General features: G+C 69.5%; 15 protein-coding genes. 5 read left to right on the top strand and 10 right to left on the bottom strand.

Features of this window, described 5'->3' with window-relative positions; genetic code table 11:
- The first annotated feature begins 19 nt into the window (after window positions 1-19).
- Entirely contained in the window at window positions 20-889 is an 870-nt protein-coding gene (locus OO70_RS52710) for a hypothetical protein (RefSeq protein ID WP_324604874.1), read from the top strand.
- Here OO70_RS52710 and OO70_RS26235 read toward each other — a convergent pair.
- Window positions 867-1619 (bottom strand): SDR family oxidoreductase, encoded by a 753-nt coding sequence (locus OO70_RS26235; RefSeq protein WP_043676388.1) that lies wholly within the window; start codon window positions 1617-1619, stop codon window positions 867-869. The genes OO70_RS52710 and OO70_RS26235 overlap by 23 nt on opposite strands.
- A gap of 143 nt (window positions 1620-1762) precedes the next feature.
- On the opposite strand from OO70_RS26235, the gene OO70_RS26230 reads away from it, so the two are divergent.
- The gene (locus tag OO70_RS26230) at window positions 1763-2593 is read left to right on the top strand and encodes a helix-turn-helix domain-containing protein (RefSeq protein WP_043676386.1); all 831 of its coding nucleotides are present in this window, start codon (window positions 1763-1765) and stop codon (window positions 2591-2593) included.
- A gap of 39 nt (window positions 2594-2632) precedes the next feature.
- On the opposite strand, the gene OO70_RS26225 is transcribed toward OO70_RS26230, so the two are convergent.
- The gene (locus tag OO70_RS26225; RefSeq protein WP_043676383.1) at window positions 2633-3364 is read right to left on the bottom strand and encodes an SDR family oxidoreductase; all 732 of its coding nucleotides are present in this window, start codon (window positions 3362-3364) and stop codon (window positions 2633-2635) included.
- A gap of 157 nt (window positions 3365-3521) precedes the next feature.
- On the opposite strand from OO70_RS26225, the gene OO70_RS26220 reads away from it, so the two are divergent.
- Window positions 3522-4007 carry an RrF2 family transcriptional regulator gene (locus tag OO70_RS26220; protein ID WP_043676736.1) on the top strand — a complete coding sequence of 162 codons (486 nt, stop codon included), beginning with the start codon at window positions 3522-3524 and terminating at the stop codon, window positions 4005-4007.
- A gap of 43 nt (window positions 4008-4050) precedes the next feature.
- Here OO70_RS26220 and OO70_RS26215 read toward each other — a convergent pair whose 3' ends face one another.
- A complete protein-coding gene (locus OO70_RS26215; protein ID WP_234336925.1) occupies window positions 4051-5205 on the bottom strand; it encodes a glycosyltransferase in 1155 nt (384 codons plus the stop codon).
- A gap of 302 nt (window positions 5206-5507) precedes the next feature.
- On the opposite strand from OO70_RS26215, the gene OO70_RS56670 reads away from it, so the two are divergent.
- Entirely contained in the window at window positions 5508-6452 is a 945-nt protein-coding gene (locus tag OO70_RS56670) for a hypothetical protein (protein ID WP_043676379.1), read from the top strand.
- Between the two features lie 74 nt (window positions 6453-6526).
- Here the strand turns inward: OO70_RS56670 and OO70_RS26205 are convergent, their stop codons facing one another.
- On the bottom strand, window positions 6527-7126 hold the full coding sequence (locus OO70_RS26205) for a S1 RNA-binding domain-containing protein (RefSeq protein WP_324604873.1): 600 nt from the start codon (window positions 7124-7126) through the stop codon (window positions 6527-6529).
- A 343-nt stretch (window positions 7127-7469) separates the two neighbouring features.
- Here OO70_RS26205 and OO70_RS26200 point away from each other — a divergent pair, with 343 nt between their 5' ends.
- The gene (locus OO70_RS26200; RefSeq protein WP_043676375.1) at window positions 7470-8162 is read left to right on the top strand and encodes a DUF899 domain-containing protein; all 693 of its coding nucleotides are present in this window, start codon (window positions 7470-7472) and stop codon (window positions 8160-8162) included.
- An 11-nt stretch (window positions 8163-8173) separates the two neighbouring features.
- On the opposite strand, the gene OO70_RS26195 is transcribed toward OO70_RS26200, so the two are convergent.
- The 6 genes from OO70_RS26195 to mreC form a co-directional block, all read right to left on the bottom strand.
- Entirely contained in the window at window positions 8174-10141 is a 1968-nt protein-coding gene (locus OO70_RS26195) for a TIGR03960 family B12-binding radical SAM protein (RefSeq protein WP_043676372.1), read from the bottom strand.
- Between the two features lie 79 nt (window positions 10142-10220).
- Complete coding sequence (locus OO70_RS26190) at window positions 10221-11735, bottom strand: CYTH and CHAD domain-containing protein (RefSeq protein WP_043676370.1); 1515 nt, start codon at window positions 11733-11735, stop codon at window positions 10221-10223.
- Window positions 11736-11840: 105 nt separating this feature from the next.
- Window positions 11841-13037, bottom strand: a complete 1197-nt coding sequence (gene rodA, locus OO70_RS26185; RefSeq protein ID WP_043676367.1) for a rod shape-determining protein RodA — start codon at window positions 13035-13037, stop codon at window positions 11841-11843.
- Window positions 13034-15295 carry a penicillin-binding protein 2 gene (gene mrdA / locus OO70_RS26180; RefSeq protein ID WP_043676365.1) on the bottom strand — a complete coding sequence of 754 codons (2262 nt, stop codon included), beginning with the start codon at window positions 15293-15295 and terminating at the stop codon, window positions 13034-13036. Before mrdA ends, rodA begins: the two co-directional genes overlap by 4 nt.
- A gap of 94 nt (window positions 15296-15389) precedes the next feature.
- Window positions 15390-16058: a rod shape-determining protein MreD gene (gene mreD / locus OO70_RS26175; protein ID WP_043676363.1), complete on the bottom strand. Its 669-nt coding sequence runs from the start codon at window positions 16056-16058 to the stop codon at window positions 15390-15392.
- Between the two features lie 12 nt (window positions 16059-16070).
- Window positions 16071-17012 (bottom strand): rod shape-determining protein MreC, encoded by a 942-nt coding sequence (mreC, locus tag OO70_RS26170; RefSeq protein WP_043676361.1) that lies wholly within the window; start codon window positions 17010-17012, stop codon window positions 16071-16073.
- Between the last annotated feature and the right edge of the window lie 54 nt (window positions 17013-17066).

The following is a 17066-nucleotide window of genomic DNA, read 5'->3' as shown; positions in this document are numbered from 1 at the left end:
CCGGGGGGATTGAGCGCTCGTGCGACCAGGAAGAACACGCGGGGCGGCAGCGGTCGCCACACTCTGCGCCGTAGCCGTACTGCTTCTCGGCGGCTGCGGGACACAGGTCGCCGGCGGCACGGGCGAGGCGACGCCGACCGGGGTGATCCCCTGGACCACGATGCAACCCTCCGCGGTCACGGCGGTCCAACTCGCCGACGATCAGCGCACGTTGACCCTGACCGCACGGGTGCCCGACGGCAAGCACCCGTGTGTGCGGGCGCTCAAGGCCGTACTCAGCGCCTCCGAGCGGAACATCCTGTGGGTCCAGATCACCTACTCCTCCCCCTCGGGGGACAGGAGCTCCGGCTGCACCGGGGAACGCACGGCCTCGACGCGCCTCCCGCTGCCCAAGCCCTTGGGCAGCCAGAAACTGATCGTCGACAACTACACGCAATTCACCACCGACGGCGCCGAGTTGCCCGCGCTGCAACCCGCCGGCCACCGGCTGCACCAGCGCCTCCTACGATCAGGCACTGATCGCCGCCGACGCCCCCAAGCACACCTACCTCAACGCGGACCACTGCGACGGCAAGTGGCTGGTCCTCGACTTCTCCTGGCGTACGGGCCCGGTCTGCGGCGACACGACCGCGTCCCCGTCCGGCTGCGCGTCCCGGCTGGGCGACCGCTGGTTCTTCCGTGCGAAGCCCGCCGGTTGGGCACCGATCACGGCGAGCGCGGCCGGAGGCTGCAAGGCCGTCCAGCGCGCGGAGCCCGCCTTCCCGACGGCCTTGTGCGCCACGCTCGCCCCGCTCTCCTCTTCACTGCACCCGAGTTACCCCCCGCCGTCGGCATCGGCGACCGCACCTCGGTGATCAGCCGCGCCTTCAGCCCTGCGCAGTGGGCCTGACGACGATCTCGTTGACGTCGACATCGGCGGGTTGGTTGACGGCGTAGACGATCGCCTCGCCGATCGCCGTCGCGGGGATCGCGATGCCCATCATGTCCTCGGCGACCGCGCGCATGCCCAAGTCACTGATGCCGTCGGTCAGTTCACTGCGGGTGAAGCCGGGGCTGACCACGGTGACGCGCAGGTCGCGGCTCTCCTGCCGCAGTCCTTCGGAGATCGCGCGGACGGCGAACTTGGTGGCGCAGTAGACGGCCGCGGTGGGGTCGACCCGGTGCCCGGCGACGGAGGCGACGTTCACGATGTGCCCGGCACCCTGCTCGCGCATGACGGGCAGCACCGCGGCGATGCCGTGCAGCACCCCACGGATGTTCACGTCGATCATGCGGTTCCACTCGTCGACCTTGAGGGCCTCCAGCATCGCCAGCGGCATCACGCCCGCGTTGTTGACCAGCACGTCGACACGTCCGTACGACTCCTGCGCGGCCCCCACGAACGCCCGCACGCTCTCCAGGTCCGTCACGTCCAGCTCGCGGTGGTCGGCCGTACCCCCGTCCGCCCGGATCTCCTCGGCCACGGCGGCGAGGCGGTCGGCGCGCCGGGCGCCGAGCACCACCCGGTGCCCGGCCGCGGCCAGCAGCCGGGCCGTGGCCTCGCCGATACCGCTGCTCGCACCGGTGATCAGGACGACCTTGCCGGTACGGGAGACGGACGGGACGGAGGTGGCGGTCATGAGGAGCCCTTCGCAGAAACCGATCCGCGCGGCAGCGGTCCACCGCGCCTTCCGAGCATCGGCGGGATCGGCCCGATGAGGCAGGACGGGGCTTCCTGGGTGCGCGACTCCTAGGAAGCGAGGGGGCGCCGTAGGCTTTTGGGATGGACGGTACGGACGGTTACGCGCTCGGCGACTTCCTGCGTGCGCGGCGCTCCCGGCTGACGCCCGCGGAGGTGGGTTTTCCCAGCTCCGGGGCGCGCCGGGTCGCCGGGCTGCGGCGCGAGGAGGTCGCCGTGCTGGCCGGGGTCAGCGCCGACTACTACGCGCGGCTGGAGCAGGGCCGGGAGCGCAGCCCCTCCGGCCAGGTGGTCGACGCCATCGCCCGCGCCCTGCACCTCGACACGGACGCCCGCTGGCACGCGTACCGCCTGGCCGGCCTGGTCCCGAGGCCGGTCCCCGCCGAGCCGTCCGACGCGGTGGACCCGGCGCTGCTCCAGTTGATGCACGCGTTCCCCATGGCGGCGGCGTACATCATCAACCGGCGCCTGGAAGTCCTGGCGTCGAACGCACTGGCCGACGCACTCCTCGCGCCCCTGGGCGACCCCCGCCGTATGGTCCGCACGCTCTTCCTGGACCCGGTGGCCCGGGACCTCTTCGCCGACTGGTCACACGTCGCCCGCTGCTCGGCCGAGGCGCTGCGCCTCGCGACGGGACACGACCGGGACGACCGCGAGCTGAGCGCGCTGATCACCGAACTCCTCGACGGCAGCGAGGAGTTCGCGAGACTGTGGCAGGACCACAGCGTCAGTCGCCCCGGCCGCCAGTCCAAGACCTTCCACCACCCGGACGTGGGCCGCCTCACGCTCACGTACCAGACGTTCGACGTACAGAGCGCCCCCGGCCAGTGCCTGCTGGTAGGCACGGCCGAGCCGGACACGGAGGACGCGGAGTCCCTGGCCCGCCTGGGTTCCCTGCACACTGCGAGGCAGTGAACTCGCGTACGCCAGGCGGGAGTTGCCTGACAGGCTGGTTCAGGCGAGCCAGTCCACGTAGCGAGTGGCGGTGATGCGCGCGCCGTCCGGGGCGGTGAGCACGTCACCGGGAACGACGGCGAACATGCCCGCGGTGTCGTCGGTGACGACCGAGCCCGCGCCGCCCTTGGCGGTCAGGGTGAGCCGGCCGAGTTCGTCGAGGGGGTAGACGTCCGGGCCGCCGATGTTGAGGACGCCGTTCAGCGGACCGCCCGCGGCGACCTCGGCGACGACAGCGGCGACCTCGGCGGCGGCGATCGGCTGGATCGGCGTACGCGGCAGCCGGACGGTGTCGCCGTCGGTCGTCATGGCCAGCGTCGCGTCCATGAACTCCATGAACTGCGTGGCGCGGACGATGGAGTACGGCACCGGCCCGCTCGTGAGGAGGTTCTCCTGAAGGACCTTCGCCCGGTAGTAGTCCAGACCCGGCACCTGATCCACACCGACGATGGACAGGATGACGAAGTGCCCGACCCCGCCCTTCTCGCTCGCGGCGAGCAGGTTGTCCATCGAGGTCTGGAAGAACCCGATCGAGGCGTCGTCGAAGGTCGGTGAGTTGGTCAGATTGACGACGACGTCGGCGCCCGAGACGGCCTCCTCCAGCCCCTCACCGGTGATGATGTCCACGCCCGTGGACTGCGAGTGCGGGACGGCCTGATGCCCGGCCGCGTTGAGATTCCGCACGACCTGCGACCCGATCAGCCCGGTTCCGCCGATGACTGCGATCTTCATGGCCTACGCCTTCCGTAGATGACTGACGTCCGATATGTACCGCCGAGCGACTCGGACGGCACCCCGATCCCGAAACTCGGACACTTTCTATCCGAGATAATACCCGGACAACAAATATCCGAGTCAACAGGAGTCTGAGTAAAATAAGCGGGTGAAGATGTCCGGCGGAGTCGAGTGGGCCCTGCACTGCTGCGTTGTCCTGACCTCGACGGAGGCACCGGTACCGGCCGCACGCCTGGCCCAGTTCCACGACGTGTCGCCGACCTACCTCGCCAAGCAGCTCCAGGCGCTCTCCCGCGCCGGGCTGGTGCGCTCGGTACAGGGAAAGTCGGGCGGCTACGTCCTGACCCGCTCCCCCGCGTCCATCACGGTGCTCGACGTGGTCGAGGCGATCGACGGCCCCGACCCGGCCTTCGTCTGCACGGAGATCCGCCAGCGCGGCCCGATGGCCACCCCGCGCGAGGCGTGCACCGCCCCCTGCCCGATCTCCCGCACGATGGCCGCCGCCGAGTCGGCCCGCCGGAACGCCCTGCGCTCCGTCACGATCGCCGACCTGGCGGGTGACGTGGAGTCGGACTCCGGGGCGGGGACGCTGGCGGGCGTAGGCACATGGCTGACCTCATCGGAAACGCAGCGCGACTGACTCTCGACGCCGGCCGACCCTCTCTCCCTCGCCGGTACGCCGCCTACTTCTTCCGGCCCCTGGCCGCCTTGCCGGCACGGGAGGCCTTCGGCCTGCGCGCGGGGTTCGCCGGTCGGGGGAGGGCCGCGGCGACGTGCGGGGCCGCGAACTCCCGGTTGGTCAGGGTCTGGCGGCGGATGGACGCGGGCAGATCCGGCAGGGCCAGCAACCTGTCGCACGCTTCCACGGAGGCCGCGAACTCGCCCACCCAGTAGGCGGTGATCGAGAACTCGAAGAGGAGCCCCCATTGGTACACCCAGGGCTTGGTGAAGAGCAGATCACCCGGTTCCGCTCTGCCGATGACGTCGCCGAGCAGGGCGTGCGCGGTGCGGTACCGGCCCGCGATCCGCAGGCGGGACGCCAACTCGTAGCAGGCTTCGAGCCGTTGAGGGCGTCCGTCCCAGGCCCGCGAGAACGCGTCCATCGCCCCCGGCCAGTCGTCGGTCTTCTCCGCCCGCAGGGTCCCGGCCTCCAGGAGCGAGCAGTAGACCTCCTCGCCCCAGCCCCCCATCGCGGCGCGCCGCTCGTAGAGAGCGATCGCTTCCTCCACGTGCCCCAGGTCGCGTTCGGTGTTGGCCAGATAGAAGACCGTGCGCGGGTTGTCCGGGTCGCGCGCGAGCTCGCGCCGCAGCAGACGCGCGTCGCGCTCGAACTTGTCGCTACGGCACCCACCGTCGGCCTGGTCCTCGATGACGAGCGCGTCCAGGTTCTCCTGGGTGTCGGGCTCGTCGGTGCAGGGGTACTCGTGCGTCACACCCTCGTAGCGCCACAGCCAGTCGCCCCGCATCAGGTGCTTGAACCGGTGCTGGGTGCCAGGAGCGTCGTAGCGCAGCATGTACGAACCCGCTGTCAGCCGGGGCAGCGGGCCGTCCTGCCGCATGACGTGGTCGGCGTCGAGGGTGAGCAGGTAGTCGGCCTTGCCGCGGGCGTGCTGGATGTTCCGGGTGCGGTTGTGCCCGAAGTCGACCCAGGGGTCCTCGTGGAGTTCGCCGGGAACGCCGTCCAGCACCTTGCGGATCAGATCCTGCGTACCGTCCGTCGAGCCGGTGTCGGAGATCACCCAATAGTCCACGAGCGGCCGGACGGCCTCCAGGCAGCGCTCGATCACGAGCGACTCGTTCTTGACGATCATGCACAGACAGAGGGTCTGCTGCTTCACGGTCTCACCCGTCCCGGTCTGCTGACGTCCCGTCGGAAACACGCGCGCCACGGTGGCACGCGCCCGCCCCGCCGCCGTCCATCCACGCGGAAGACCGCGCCCTAGAGCCCCCGAACAGCGGCGACTTAGCCAGGACGGGTGATCACAGGTAAAAAATGCCCCATCAGAACGCACCGATTAGTCCGATATGGCGACAAGCGGGCGCGTTCCGAACCGGTACGCCGGTCACCCCGTCCGGCTCAGGTCAAGCTCGCACTCGGATTCGGGACATCACCCGAACCGGTCGAGCAAGGAGCATGTGGATGAACCCTGATTTCCGAACATCGCCACTCGGGCCGCTGGCCCGCGACAGGTTCAGGAAGGCGGGCATGGTGGCCTCGCTCGCGCTGGTCCTGGCGGCCGGCGTGGCCAGTCCGACCGCCGCGGCGGCGCGGAGCATGACCGCACACACCAAGGCGGCAGCCGGCAACGGCGGCGGCGACTGCAAGCCGAACCACCACCACAAGTCCGAGGCGACCGGGGCCGGCGGCAACGGCCACTGCAAGGGCCCGACCGGACCCACGGGTCCCACCGGACCCAAGGGCACGACCGGAGCCACCGGAGCGACCGGAGCGACCGGCCACACGGGACCGACCGGACCGACCGGACCCACGGGACCGACGGGCACCCAGGGCGTGACGGGTGCGACCGGAGCGACGGGCCCCACCGGCCCCACAGGACCGACCGGACCCACGGGACCGACCGGCGCCCAGGGCGTGACAGGTGCGACCGGAGCGACCGGCCCCACCGGACCCACGGGCGCGACCGGAGCCACCGGTGCGACCGGGCCGTGCTCCGACATCGACGCCCAGCAGGACTCGAACAACTTCGAGCTGCGGGTCGCACTGACCGGCGGACTCACGTACGCGGGCATCCACGACCTCAGGAGCAACACCCCCCGTCCCTTCCTCTGGACCGACCTCAGCACCCACCCCGGCTACCCGGCGGGAGGCGTGGACTCCAGCGGACGCAACGTCGGCTTCGTCTGCGGAGTCGCCGTCAACGGGCACAGCAACAACGCGGGAGAGCCCATCAAGTTCGACGTCATGACGACCACGGGTCAGGTCTGGCAGACCACGTGCGTCGAGGTCAACAGCACCGACCCCGCCACCCTGAACTGCAACAACATCACCACGGGAGCCCCCAACCCCTGGACCAAGGTGACACGGCAACCGTCCCCGGGAGCCATCAACGGCGGGACGACCTGACCGACCCCGCACCGCACGAGAACCGCACGTGAGAAGGGGCGCCCGGAGTTCCGCCACAGACCTCCGGACGCCCCTCACACCGACCGTTGCGACAAGGTCAGCCTGCGTCGGTCCCGGTCGATCTCCAGGACGCTCACCGAGATCTCGTCACCCACCCGTACGACGTCCTCCGGCTCCGGAACGACCCCGGGCGCCACAGCAGGCTCACGCAGTCGGATGAAGCCCTCGATCCCCTTCGCGACCTGGACGAAGAAGCCGAACGGGATCACCTTGGTCACCCGCCCGGACAGTGTCCGGCCCACCGTGATGCCCTCGGCGAACACCTGAAAGGGATCCGGCCGTGTCGCCCGGAGGGACAGCCGGGCTTCCCCGTTCCACGTGTCGAACTGCAGGAACTCGCACGACACGCGCTGCCCGACCGCTACGACATCGGTGACCGCGTCGAAACGCGTCCAGGAGAGTTCGGGGTACGTGATGAGCCCGACGCCGGGATGGATCGGATGGTCGGGTCCCTCGTCCAGCGCCACGAACACGCCGAACCGCTCGATCGCAGCCACCGTGCCGGTCAGGATCACACCGAGACGAAGCTGCTTGAGGAACGCCCAGAGTTCCGGGTTCTCGGTGGCAGCCATCGACATCCGCACCTGCCCCTCGTCCAGATCGACGGCGACCACCTCAGCGCTGATCCTCCGCCCGACCGCGGCAACGTCGGCGAAGCTCCGAACCCAGGACCCGTCCAACGGCCCCACCACCCCGAGCGGTTGACCGGCGAAGCCATCCAGGATCACCGACGCCTCAGACCGAGAAACCGCCGCGACTGTCCCATGGCAGAGGTCACCGACTTGGATCGAGGCCAGAAACCTCGTGACGGCCTGATCGCCGGACGCTTCCCCCATGCCGCCCAGGCTCTCACGCCGAGACGCAGGCCCACTTCGACTCCGACCGATGAGTTCCGCGACCCGGCGAGGTCTACCTCCGTACCAGGCACAGCCACGCCCACAAGCCCTGTGAGGAACCATGACCGCCGACGCACTGCCACCCGTCGTGGACGCCAAGACGTGGGAGCACCGACTCGAAACCCTCCGCGCCCGCGAGAAGGCCGCCACGCGGGAGCTCGACGCGATCGCCGCCGAGCGTCGTCGTCTGCCGATGGTCGAGATGCCCGACTACACCCTCGACGGCGAGGACGGCCCCGTTCGGCTCGCGGACGTCTTCGAAGGCAAGCGGCAACTGATCGTCTACAACCACATGTGGTTCGCCGACAAGGAATGGCAGTGCCCGGGCTGCACCGGGTTCACCTCGCAGTACACGCGCCTCGAGTTCCTGGAGAACTACGACGCGCGATTCGTCATCGTCACCCAGGGCCCGATCGACGAGGCGCTCGCCTACAAGCAGCGGGTCGGCAACCGGATGCCGTGGTACTCGACCGCGAACAGCCCCTTCGGCACCGACGTCGGCGCACCGCCCGACGGAGGATTCGCGGTCAACGTGTTCCTGCGCGACGGCGACACCGTCTACCGCACCTGGCACACCGACGGCCGGGGCACCGAGCAGATCAGCCACAGCTTCGCCCTGATCGACCTCCTGCCGTACGGCCGCCAGGAGGAGTGGCAGGACTCACCGGAGAACTGGCCCCAGTCGCCCACCTTCAGCGGGTGGGCGACATCGAAGGACATCGCCGCGCTCTACGGCCCGGCCCCCGCCGGCTGAACGACGACCGCTCAGTGCGAGTGCCCGTTCCCCGCGGGCTGCTTCACCGTCAGCGGCAGCAACTTCTTGCCCGTAGGCCCGATTTGAATGGACGTGTCCATCTGCGGACACACCCCACAGTCGAAGCAAGGCGTCCACCGGCAGTCCTCGACCTCCGTCTCGTCGAGGGCGTCCTGCCAGTCCTCCCAGAGCCAGTCCTTGTCGAGGCCGGAGTCGAGGTGGTCCCAGGGGAGGACCTCCTCGTACGTCTTCTCGCGGGTGGTGTACCAGTCGACGTCCACGCCGAACGCGGGCAGCGTCTTCTCGGCGCAGCGCATCCAGCGGTCGTAGGAGAAGTGCTCGCGCCAGCCGTCGAAGCGGCCGCCGTCCTCGTACACGGCGCGGATCACCGCGCCCACGCGCCTGTCACCTCGCGACAGCAGGCCCTCGACGATGCCGGGCTTGCCGTCGTGGTAGCGGAAGCCGATCGAGCGGCCGTACTTCTTGTCGCCGCGGATCTTGTCCCGGAGTTTGCCGAGACGGGCGTCCGTCTCCTCCGCCGAGAGCTGCGGGGCCCACTGGAACGGGGTGTGGGGCTTGGGGACGAAGCCGCCGATCGAGACCGTGCAGCGGATGTCGTTCTGGCCGGAGACCTTGCGGCCCTCGGCGATCACCTTCATCGCCATGTCGGCGATCTGGAGGACGTCCTCGTCGGTCTCGGTCGGCAGGCCGCACATGAAGTACAGCTTGACCTGGCGCCAGCCGTTGCCGTACGCCGTGGAGACCGTGCGGATCAGGTCCTCTTCCGAGACCATCTTGTTGATGACCTTGCGGAGGCGCTCGGAGCCGCCCTCCGGGGCGAAGGTGAGGCCCGAGCGGCGGCCGTTCCTCGTCAGCTCGTTCGCCAGGTCGACGTTGAACGCGTCCACGCGGGTCGACGGGAGGGACAGGCCGACCTTGTCCTCCGTGTAACGGTCCGCCAGGCCCTTCGCGATCTCGGCGATCTCCGAGTGGTCGGCCGACGACAACGACAGCAGGCCCACCTCCTCGAAGCCCGTCGCCTTCAGGCCCTTCTCGACCATCTCGCCGATGCCCGTGATCGAGCGCTCCCGCACCGGGCGCGTGATCATGCCCGCCTGGCAGAAACGGCAGCCGCGCGTGCAGCCGCGGAAGATCTCGACCGACATCCGCTCATGGACCGTCTCGGCCAGGGGCACCAACGGCTGCTTGGGGTACGGCCATTCGTCGAGGTCCATGACCGTGTGCTTCGACACCCGCCACGGGACACCCGACTTGTTGGGGACCACGCGCGCGATACGGGCGTCCGGCAGGTACTCCACGTCGTAGAACGCGGGGATGTAGACCGAACCCGTCTTCGCCAGGCGGAAGAGGACCTCCTCGCGGCCGCCGGGGCGGCCCTCCGCCTTCCAGCCTCGGATGATCTTCGTCATGTCGAGGACGGCCTGTTCGCCGTCGCCGATGATCACCGCGTCGATGAAGTCCGCGATCGGCTCGGGGTTGAAGGCCGCGTGGCCGCCCGCCAGCACGATCGGGTCGTCCAGCGTCCGGTCCTTCGACTCCAGCGGGATGCCCGCCAGGTCCAGCGCCGTGAGCATGTTCGTGTAGCCGAGTTCGGTGGAGAACGACAGGCCGAACACGTCGAAGGCGCCTACCGGGCGGTGGCTGTCCACCGTGAACTGCGGGACGCGGTGCTCCCGCATCAGCGCCTCCAGGTCCGGCCACACGCTGTACGTGCGCTCGGCGAGGACGCCCTCCTGCTCGTTCAGGACCTCGTAGAGGATCATGACGCCCTGGTTGGGCAGGCCGACCTCGTACGCGTCCGGGTACATCAGCGCCCAGCGGACGTCGCACGACTCCCACGGCTTGACGGTGGAGTTGAGCTCGCCGCCGACGTACTGGATCGGCTTCTGCACATGCGGGAGCAGGGCTTCGAGCTGCGGAAACACGGACTCTGCGGCCGCAGCGACTTCGGCAGGCATCTCGCGAACCTTCGTGAGCGGTACTGAACGGACGGGTGACCATCCAGACTAACGCGATCCCGGACGTCCCCCGTACGGCTCAGACGGACCCTTCGGCCACGATCTCCTCCCACGCCCCCGGCAACGCCGCCTCCACCCCTGCCGCCCGCTGCTCCTCCCGCCCGTACAGCACCCCGTACGTGAACGAGCTCTCCCCCGCGGCGTGCGCCACCTCGGACAGCTCGCGCAGGGTCTCGCGGACCATGACGCTGTCCTGGTGCTCGCCGAGCAGGCTGGTCAGGGACTTCATGGACTTGGCCAGCGCGCGGGCCGGAGTGCCGAGAGCCGGAGTGGCCGCCTCCGCCGCGTACCGGGTGCGCTTGGCCTTCTTGCGGGCCTCGTGCAGGGCGAGGTCGCGGTCCGCGCCGGGCGGAGCCCCGATCGCCTCCTCCACGAGCGCGGAGACCTTTTCGAAGTCCTTGCGTACGGCCTTGCCGATCACCTTGTCCGGTGCACCGGCGGCGTCCTTCAGCAGGGGCGGTTCGGCGATCACCGCGTCCAGGGTGTCGAGGAGGGCGAGGTAGCGCTTGGAGTCCAGGACGCCGATCAGCCGGCTGCGTGATCCGCCGCGCCTGGCTCCCGCCCAGGTGTCCAGGCGGGTGCGGATCGGGCCGGAGATCAGGGTGCCGGGCAGTTCGTCGAGGACCGTCGTCAGGCGTTCGGTCATCACCTCACGGTCGCGGTCCACCCCCAACTCGCCCGCCAGCCACTTCAGTTCCTCGCCGATGGGGTCGGTGACCGTGCGGTCGAGGACCTTGCCGTAGGAGCGGAACGTGCTGCGCAGGCGGCGGGTGGCGACGCGCATGCGGTGCACGGAGTCGTACGTGTCCTGCCGTACGGCGGGGTCGAGTTCGAGGATCGCGTCGCGCTGGGCGCGGACGTAGACGAGGACGTGGTCGCCGGCGGTGACCGGATCGGCGGGCTCCTCGCGCTTCGCGTTCGCCTTACGCCGTTTCTTGGGTGCCGTCTCGGCCAGCGCCCGTGCCAGCTTCGACGCGGACGACGACGGCCGTACGCCCGCCTTGCCCAATCGTTTCTCCACCTTGTCGAGGAAGACCGGGTCGCCGTCGTCGGCGAGTTCGACCTCGATCTCGGTCCACTGGACGGTGCCGCCGCCCTCGGTGAGCCGCTCCGCGTGTACGGCGTCCACGCTGACCTCGGCGAGCAGCGCGCCGTCCGCGTCCACGAGGTGCCGCAGGTCGCGGTCGGAGCGCAGGCGGACAACGGGCAGCAGCTCGGCGTCGCGCACGCGGGAGCGGACCAGCGCGGCCAGGCTGTCCGGCACGGTGTCGGAGAGCGGTTCCCGGATCTCGTCGCGGACGCCGGGCGCGACCGGCACCTTCAGGTGCCAGCCCGCGTCGGAGCCGCCGGTGCGGCGGCGCAGGGTCGTCGAGGCCGCGGCAAGGCGCTCGTCGGCCGTGTCGTAGTACACGGCGTCCAGACTCACGACGCCCTTGTCGATGACCGCCTTGACGCCGGCGACGCCGGTCAGGTCGGGCAGGCCGCTCTCGTCGGACTCGTACTTACGCTCGATCTCGCGCTTTGTGTCCGCCATGAACCGAATCTAGTTGCTGACGGGCCGGGATGGCAGAGGGCGACCCAAATGAACCCCCGGGAAACTCGGGTAAATGGGGAGGTAGCGACCCGGTGAAAATTGTGACTATGCGGACATGGGTCGCTGCACCCGGATCGACTGCAACAGCCCCACCGCCACCCACACCGCGAACATCGACGTGCCTCCGTACGACACGAACGGCAGGGGTAGGCCGGTGACCGGCATGATGCCGAGGGTCATGCCGACGTTCTCGAAGGCCTGGAAGGCGAACCAGGCGACGATTCCGGCGGCGACGATCGTGCCGTAGAGCTCGGTCGAGTCGCGGGCGATGCGGCAGGCGCGCCACAGCACCACGCCCAGGAGGACGAGGATCAGGCCCGCGCCCACGAAGCCCAGCTCCTCGCCCGCGACCGTGAAGACGAAGTCTGTTTGTTGTTCGGGGACGAACTGGCCGGTTGTCTGCGAGCCGTGGAAGAGGCCCTCGCCGGTGAGGCCGCCGGAGCCGATCGCGATGCGGGCCTGGTTGGTGTTGTAGCCGACGCCGGCCGGGTCGAGGCTCGGGTTGGCGAAGGCGGCGAAGCGGGCGATCTGGTACTCGTCCAGGATGTGCAGCTGCCAGACCGCGATCGCGCCCAGGGTGCCCGCGCCGAGCAGGCCGAAGATCCAGCGGTTGGAGGCGCCGGAGGCCAGCAGGACGCCGAGCACGATGATGACCATGACCATGACCGAGCCGAGGTCGGGCATCAGCATGACGATCATCATCGGGACGGAGGCCAGGCCCAGGGCCTGGAGGACCGTGCGGTGGTCGGGGTAGGGCTTGTCGCCCGCGTCGACCCGGGCGGCGAGGATCATCGCCATCCCCAGGATGATCGTGATCTTCACGAACTCCGAGGGCTGGAGCGAGAAGCCGCCGCCGAGCACGATCCAGGAGTGCGCGCCGTTGACCGTGGAGCCGAGCGGGGTGAGCACCAGCAGGATGCCGAACACCGAGGCGCCGTACAGGAAGGGGACGATGACGCGCAGGGTGCGGTGGCCGACCCAGACGACGGCGATCATCAGGGCGATGCCGATGCCGGTGTTCATCAGGTGCCGGATCAGGAAGTAGTACTGGTCGCCCTGGTTGATCTCGGTGCGGTTGCGGGTCGCCGAGAAGACCAGGAGCGAGCCGATCAGCGACAGGCCGATCGCCGACAGCAGTATCGGCCAGTCGAGCCGGCGGGCCAGCGAGTCACGGGCGAAGACCCGCGTCCAGCCGGCCCGGTCGGGGCCGTATCCGGAGACGGAGAAGCTGTTGCCGGTCATGTGAGCATCCTCCGGCTTCCCCTTCTGCGCGGGCGCCTACGGGTGTTGCTGTTGGTGGTGGACGGTGAGGGCGAGGTGGCCGGCTGCTGGGTGTCGTCCGCGGCCGTGACGCCCTCCTCGGTCGCCTTCTGCTGCTTCTCCAGCTCCTTGGCCGGGTCGGCGGTGATCTTCGGGGAGGCGATCGTGCCGTCGGTGCGGACCTTCGGGAGGCTCGTCTGCGGGGTGGGCAGCATCGCCTTCTTCTTGTCGATGGAGCCGTCGGCCTGGACGCCGTACATGGCGTTGTAGATGTTGCGCACGGCCTCACCGGAGGCGCCGGAACCCGTACCGGCCTGCGCGATCGTCATGACGACCGTGTAGTCCTTGGTGTACGTCGCGAACCACGAGGTCGTCTGCTTGCCGTAGACCTCGGCGGTACCCGTCTTGGCGTGCAGCTCGATCTTGTCCTGCGGCCAGCCCTGGAACTTCCAGGCGGCGGTACCGCTGGTGACCACGCCCGCGAGGGCCTTGTCGATGCCCTTGTGCGTGGCCGCGCTGATCGGCAGCTTGGCCTTCACCTTCGGCTTGATCTCCGTGACGGTCTTGCCGTCGGCGCTGACGATCGCCTTGCCGATGGTCGGGACGTACTCGGTGCCGCCGTTGGCGAGGGCGCCGTAGATCATGGCCTCCTGGATCGGCGTGACGAGGGTGTCGCCCTGGCCGATGGAGTAGTTGATCGAGTCGCCCTCGCGCATCTTGTTGCCTTCGAGGCAGTTCTCGTACGCGATCTGCTGGACGTACGTGCCGCCCTTCTTGCCGGTCTTGCACCAGTAGGCCTTGTTGGCCTGCCAGGTCTCCTGCTTCCACTTGCGGTCCGGGATCCGGCCCGTGACCTCGTTGGGGAGGTCGACGCCGGTGGTCTTGCCGAGGCCGAACTGGTGGGCCGCCTTGTAGAAGTAGTCCTTGGGCTCACCCTTCTTCGGGTTGATGCCGCCGTCCTTCTTCCACTGGGCGTCGGCGAGACCGTAGAAGACGGTGTCGCAGGAGACCTCCAGCGCGCGGCCCAGCGAGATGGGGCCGAAGTTCTCGCCCTCGAAGTTCTTGAAGACCTGGCCGCCCACCGAGTACGAGCTCGTGCAGGGGTAGCCGCCGTCCCACGCGTAGCCGGCCTCGACCGCGGCGGCCGTGGAGACCACCTTGAACGTCGAACCGGGCGCCGACTGACCCTGTATGGCCCGGTTCAGCAGCGGGTAGTCGGAGTTCTTGCCGGTGAGCTGCTTGTAGTCCTTGGCGGAGATGCCGCCGACCCAGACGTTCGGGTCGTACGTCGGCGCGGACGCCATCGCGACGATACGGCCGGTCTTGGCCTCCATCACGACCACGGCACCGGAGTCGGCCTTGTAGTTCTCCTGGGTGATCTTGTCGTACTGCTCGCGGGCGGTCTTCATCGCCTTGTCGAGCTGGTACTCGGCGACCCGCTGCACGCGCGCGTCAATGCTGGTGACGAGGTTCGAACCGGGCTCCGGAGCATCGGACTTGGCCTTGCCGATGACGCGGCCGAGGTTGTCGACCTCGTAGCGGGTGACGCCGGCCTTGCCGCGCAGTTCCTTGTCGTACTCGCGCTCCAGGCCGGACCGGCCGACCTGGTCGGAACGCAGATACGGCGAGTCGGAGTCCTTGGCCTGCGTGATCTCGTCGTCGGTGACCGGCGAGAGATAGCCGAGGACCTGGGCCGCGTTGGCGTCGCCGGGGGCCGCGTAACGCCGTACGGCCTCGGGCTCGGCGGTGATGCCGGGGAAGTCCTCGGCGCGCTCGCGGATCTGCAGGGCCTGCTTGGCGGTGGCCTCGTCGGTGATCGGGATGGGCTGGTAGGGCGAGCCGTTCCAGCACGGCTGCGGGGTCTTCGCGTCGCACAGCCGGACCTTCTGGATGACGTCCTCGGGCTTCAGGCCCAGGACGCCGGCCAGCTTGGTGAGGACGGCCTTGCCGTCGTCGGCCTGCTTCAGCAGGTCGGTGCGGGAGGCGGAGACCACGAGCCGGGTCTCGTTGTCGGCGAGGGGCACACCGCGCGCGTCCAGTATCGAACCGCGCACCGCGGGCTCGACGACCTGCTGGACGTGGTTGCCGGACGCTTCCTTCTGGTACGCGGCGCCCTCACGGATCTGGAGGTACCAGAGGCGCCCGCCGAGGGTGCCGAGGAGGGAGAGAACGAGGACCTGGATGACGACGAGCCTGATCTGGACCCGTGGGGTCCGACCGGTCTCCGGGATGTTGGTCATTGGTGCTGCCTCCCCCTCTCGATGTGTGTATGAGTCATATACGACCTACCTGTGTGGCCGTACGCCGACTCCCCTGCCGCCAACTCCCGCGCCCTCAAAGCCGCTTGACCCCCTTGATGCGCCCGGCACGGGCCACGCGCGCGCGTGCCGTCTTCATCTTCAGCCCGCCGCGCTGGCCGCCGATCTTGAGGCCGGTGCCCGAGGAGAGCCAACCCGAGGAGATGTCGGCCGACTTGGCGGCGTTGGTCTCGGCGAGGGGGTCGTTGTCGGCGCGGCGGGCCAGCGCCATGACGCCGGGGACGACGAACGGGGCGAGCAGCAGGTCGTACAGGGCGGCTGTGAACAGCAGGCTGCCGAGGCCCACATGGCGGGCGGCGGTGTCGCCGACGAGGGCGCCGACACCGGCGTAGAGGAGGGTGGCGCCGATCGCGGCGGCGACCACGACGGCCATCGGGCCCGTCGCCGACTTGAGGCGGCCGTTCTCGGGTTTCGCGAGGCCCGCGAAATAGCCAATGACGCACAGGACGAGGGCGTAGCGCCCGGCCGCGTGGTCGGCGGGCGGGGCGAGGTCGGCGAGGAGGCCCGCGCCGAAGCCGATGAGGGCGCCCGTGACATGGCCGTAGACCATGGCCAGGCCGAGGACCGTGAGGAGCAGCAGGTCGGGGACGGCGCCCGGGAGGTGGAGGCGGGCGAGGACGCTCACCTGGATCACGAGGGCGACGACGACCAGCGGCACGGAGAGCAGGATCCGGTTGACACGCATGGGGAGGGGCTCCTACTGCTGTTGCTGGCCGTCGACCGGCGCGTTCGCGGACGGGGTGACCGTGACGGTCACCGTCGGGATCGGGGTCGGCTTGGGCTTCGCCGGCAGGACCGTGTCACGCGGGTCCTTCTTCGGGGCCTCCACGACCACGCCGACGATGTCGAGCTTGGTGAAGTTCACGTACGGCGTGACGTACAGCGTGCGGGTCAGACCGCCGCCGGAGGGGTCGACGCGGGAGACGACACCGACCGGGACACCGGGCACGAACGGCTTGTCGGCCTGCGAGCCGAAGGTGACCAGGCGGTCGCCCTTCTGCACCTCCGCCTTGCCGTTGAGGAGTTCGACGCGCAGCGGGCCGTCGCCCTCACCGGAGGCGAAGCCGAGTTCGTCGCTGCCCTCCATCCGGGTGCCGACGGTGAAGTCGGGGTCGTTGGCGAGGAGGACGGTGGAGGCGTCGGGCCCGACGGTCGTGACGCGGCCGACCAGCCCGTCGCCGTTGAGGACGGTCATGTCGCGCTTGATGCCGTCGTTGGAGCCGACGTCGATGGTGATCGTCCAGGAGAAGCTCTGCGCGGCTCCTATCCCGATGACCTGGGCGCCCTTGATGCCGTACTGGCCCTCGCCGGCCACCTTCAGCATCTTGTCCAGCTGGTTCAGGCGGCTGCGGTTGCGGTCGTCGCTGCCGAGCTTCGCCTTGAGAGCCGCGTTCTCCTTCTCCAGGAGCGCGAGCCGGTCGTGCCGCTCACCGGAGTCGCGGACCGCCGAGACCGCGTCACCGACCGGGTTGACGGCGGACGACACGCCGTTCTCGATCGGGCCGAACACGGTGGCCGCGGCCCGGCGGGCACCCTCGACCGGCGAGTCCTGCCCTCCCCGGATGTCCACCGTGATCAACGCGAACGCGACGGCGATCAGCAGCACCAGGAGCAGCCGGCTCTCTCGTGTGTCCCTCACGTGCGGCGGCCGTGCCTTCCTCATAGAAATGTGCAGAGGTTCAGGTATGCAGGT

The organism is Streptomyces xylophagus, from assembly GCF_000716435.1.
GTDB lineage: Bacteria > Actinomycetota > Actinomycetes > Streptomycetales > Streptomycetaceae > Streptomyces > Streptomyces xylophagus.
The sequence above is the reverse complement of the archived record's forward strand: the minus strand, read 5'-3'. Positions and strand labels throughout refer to the sequence as shown.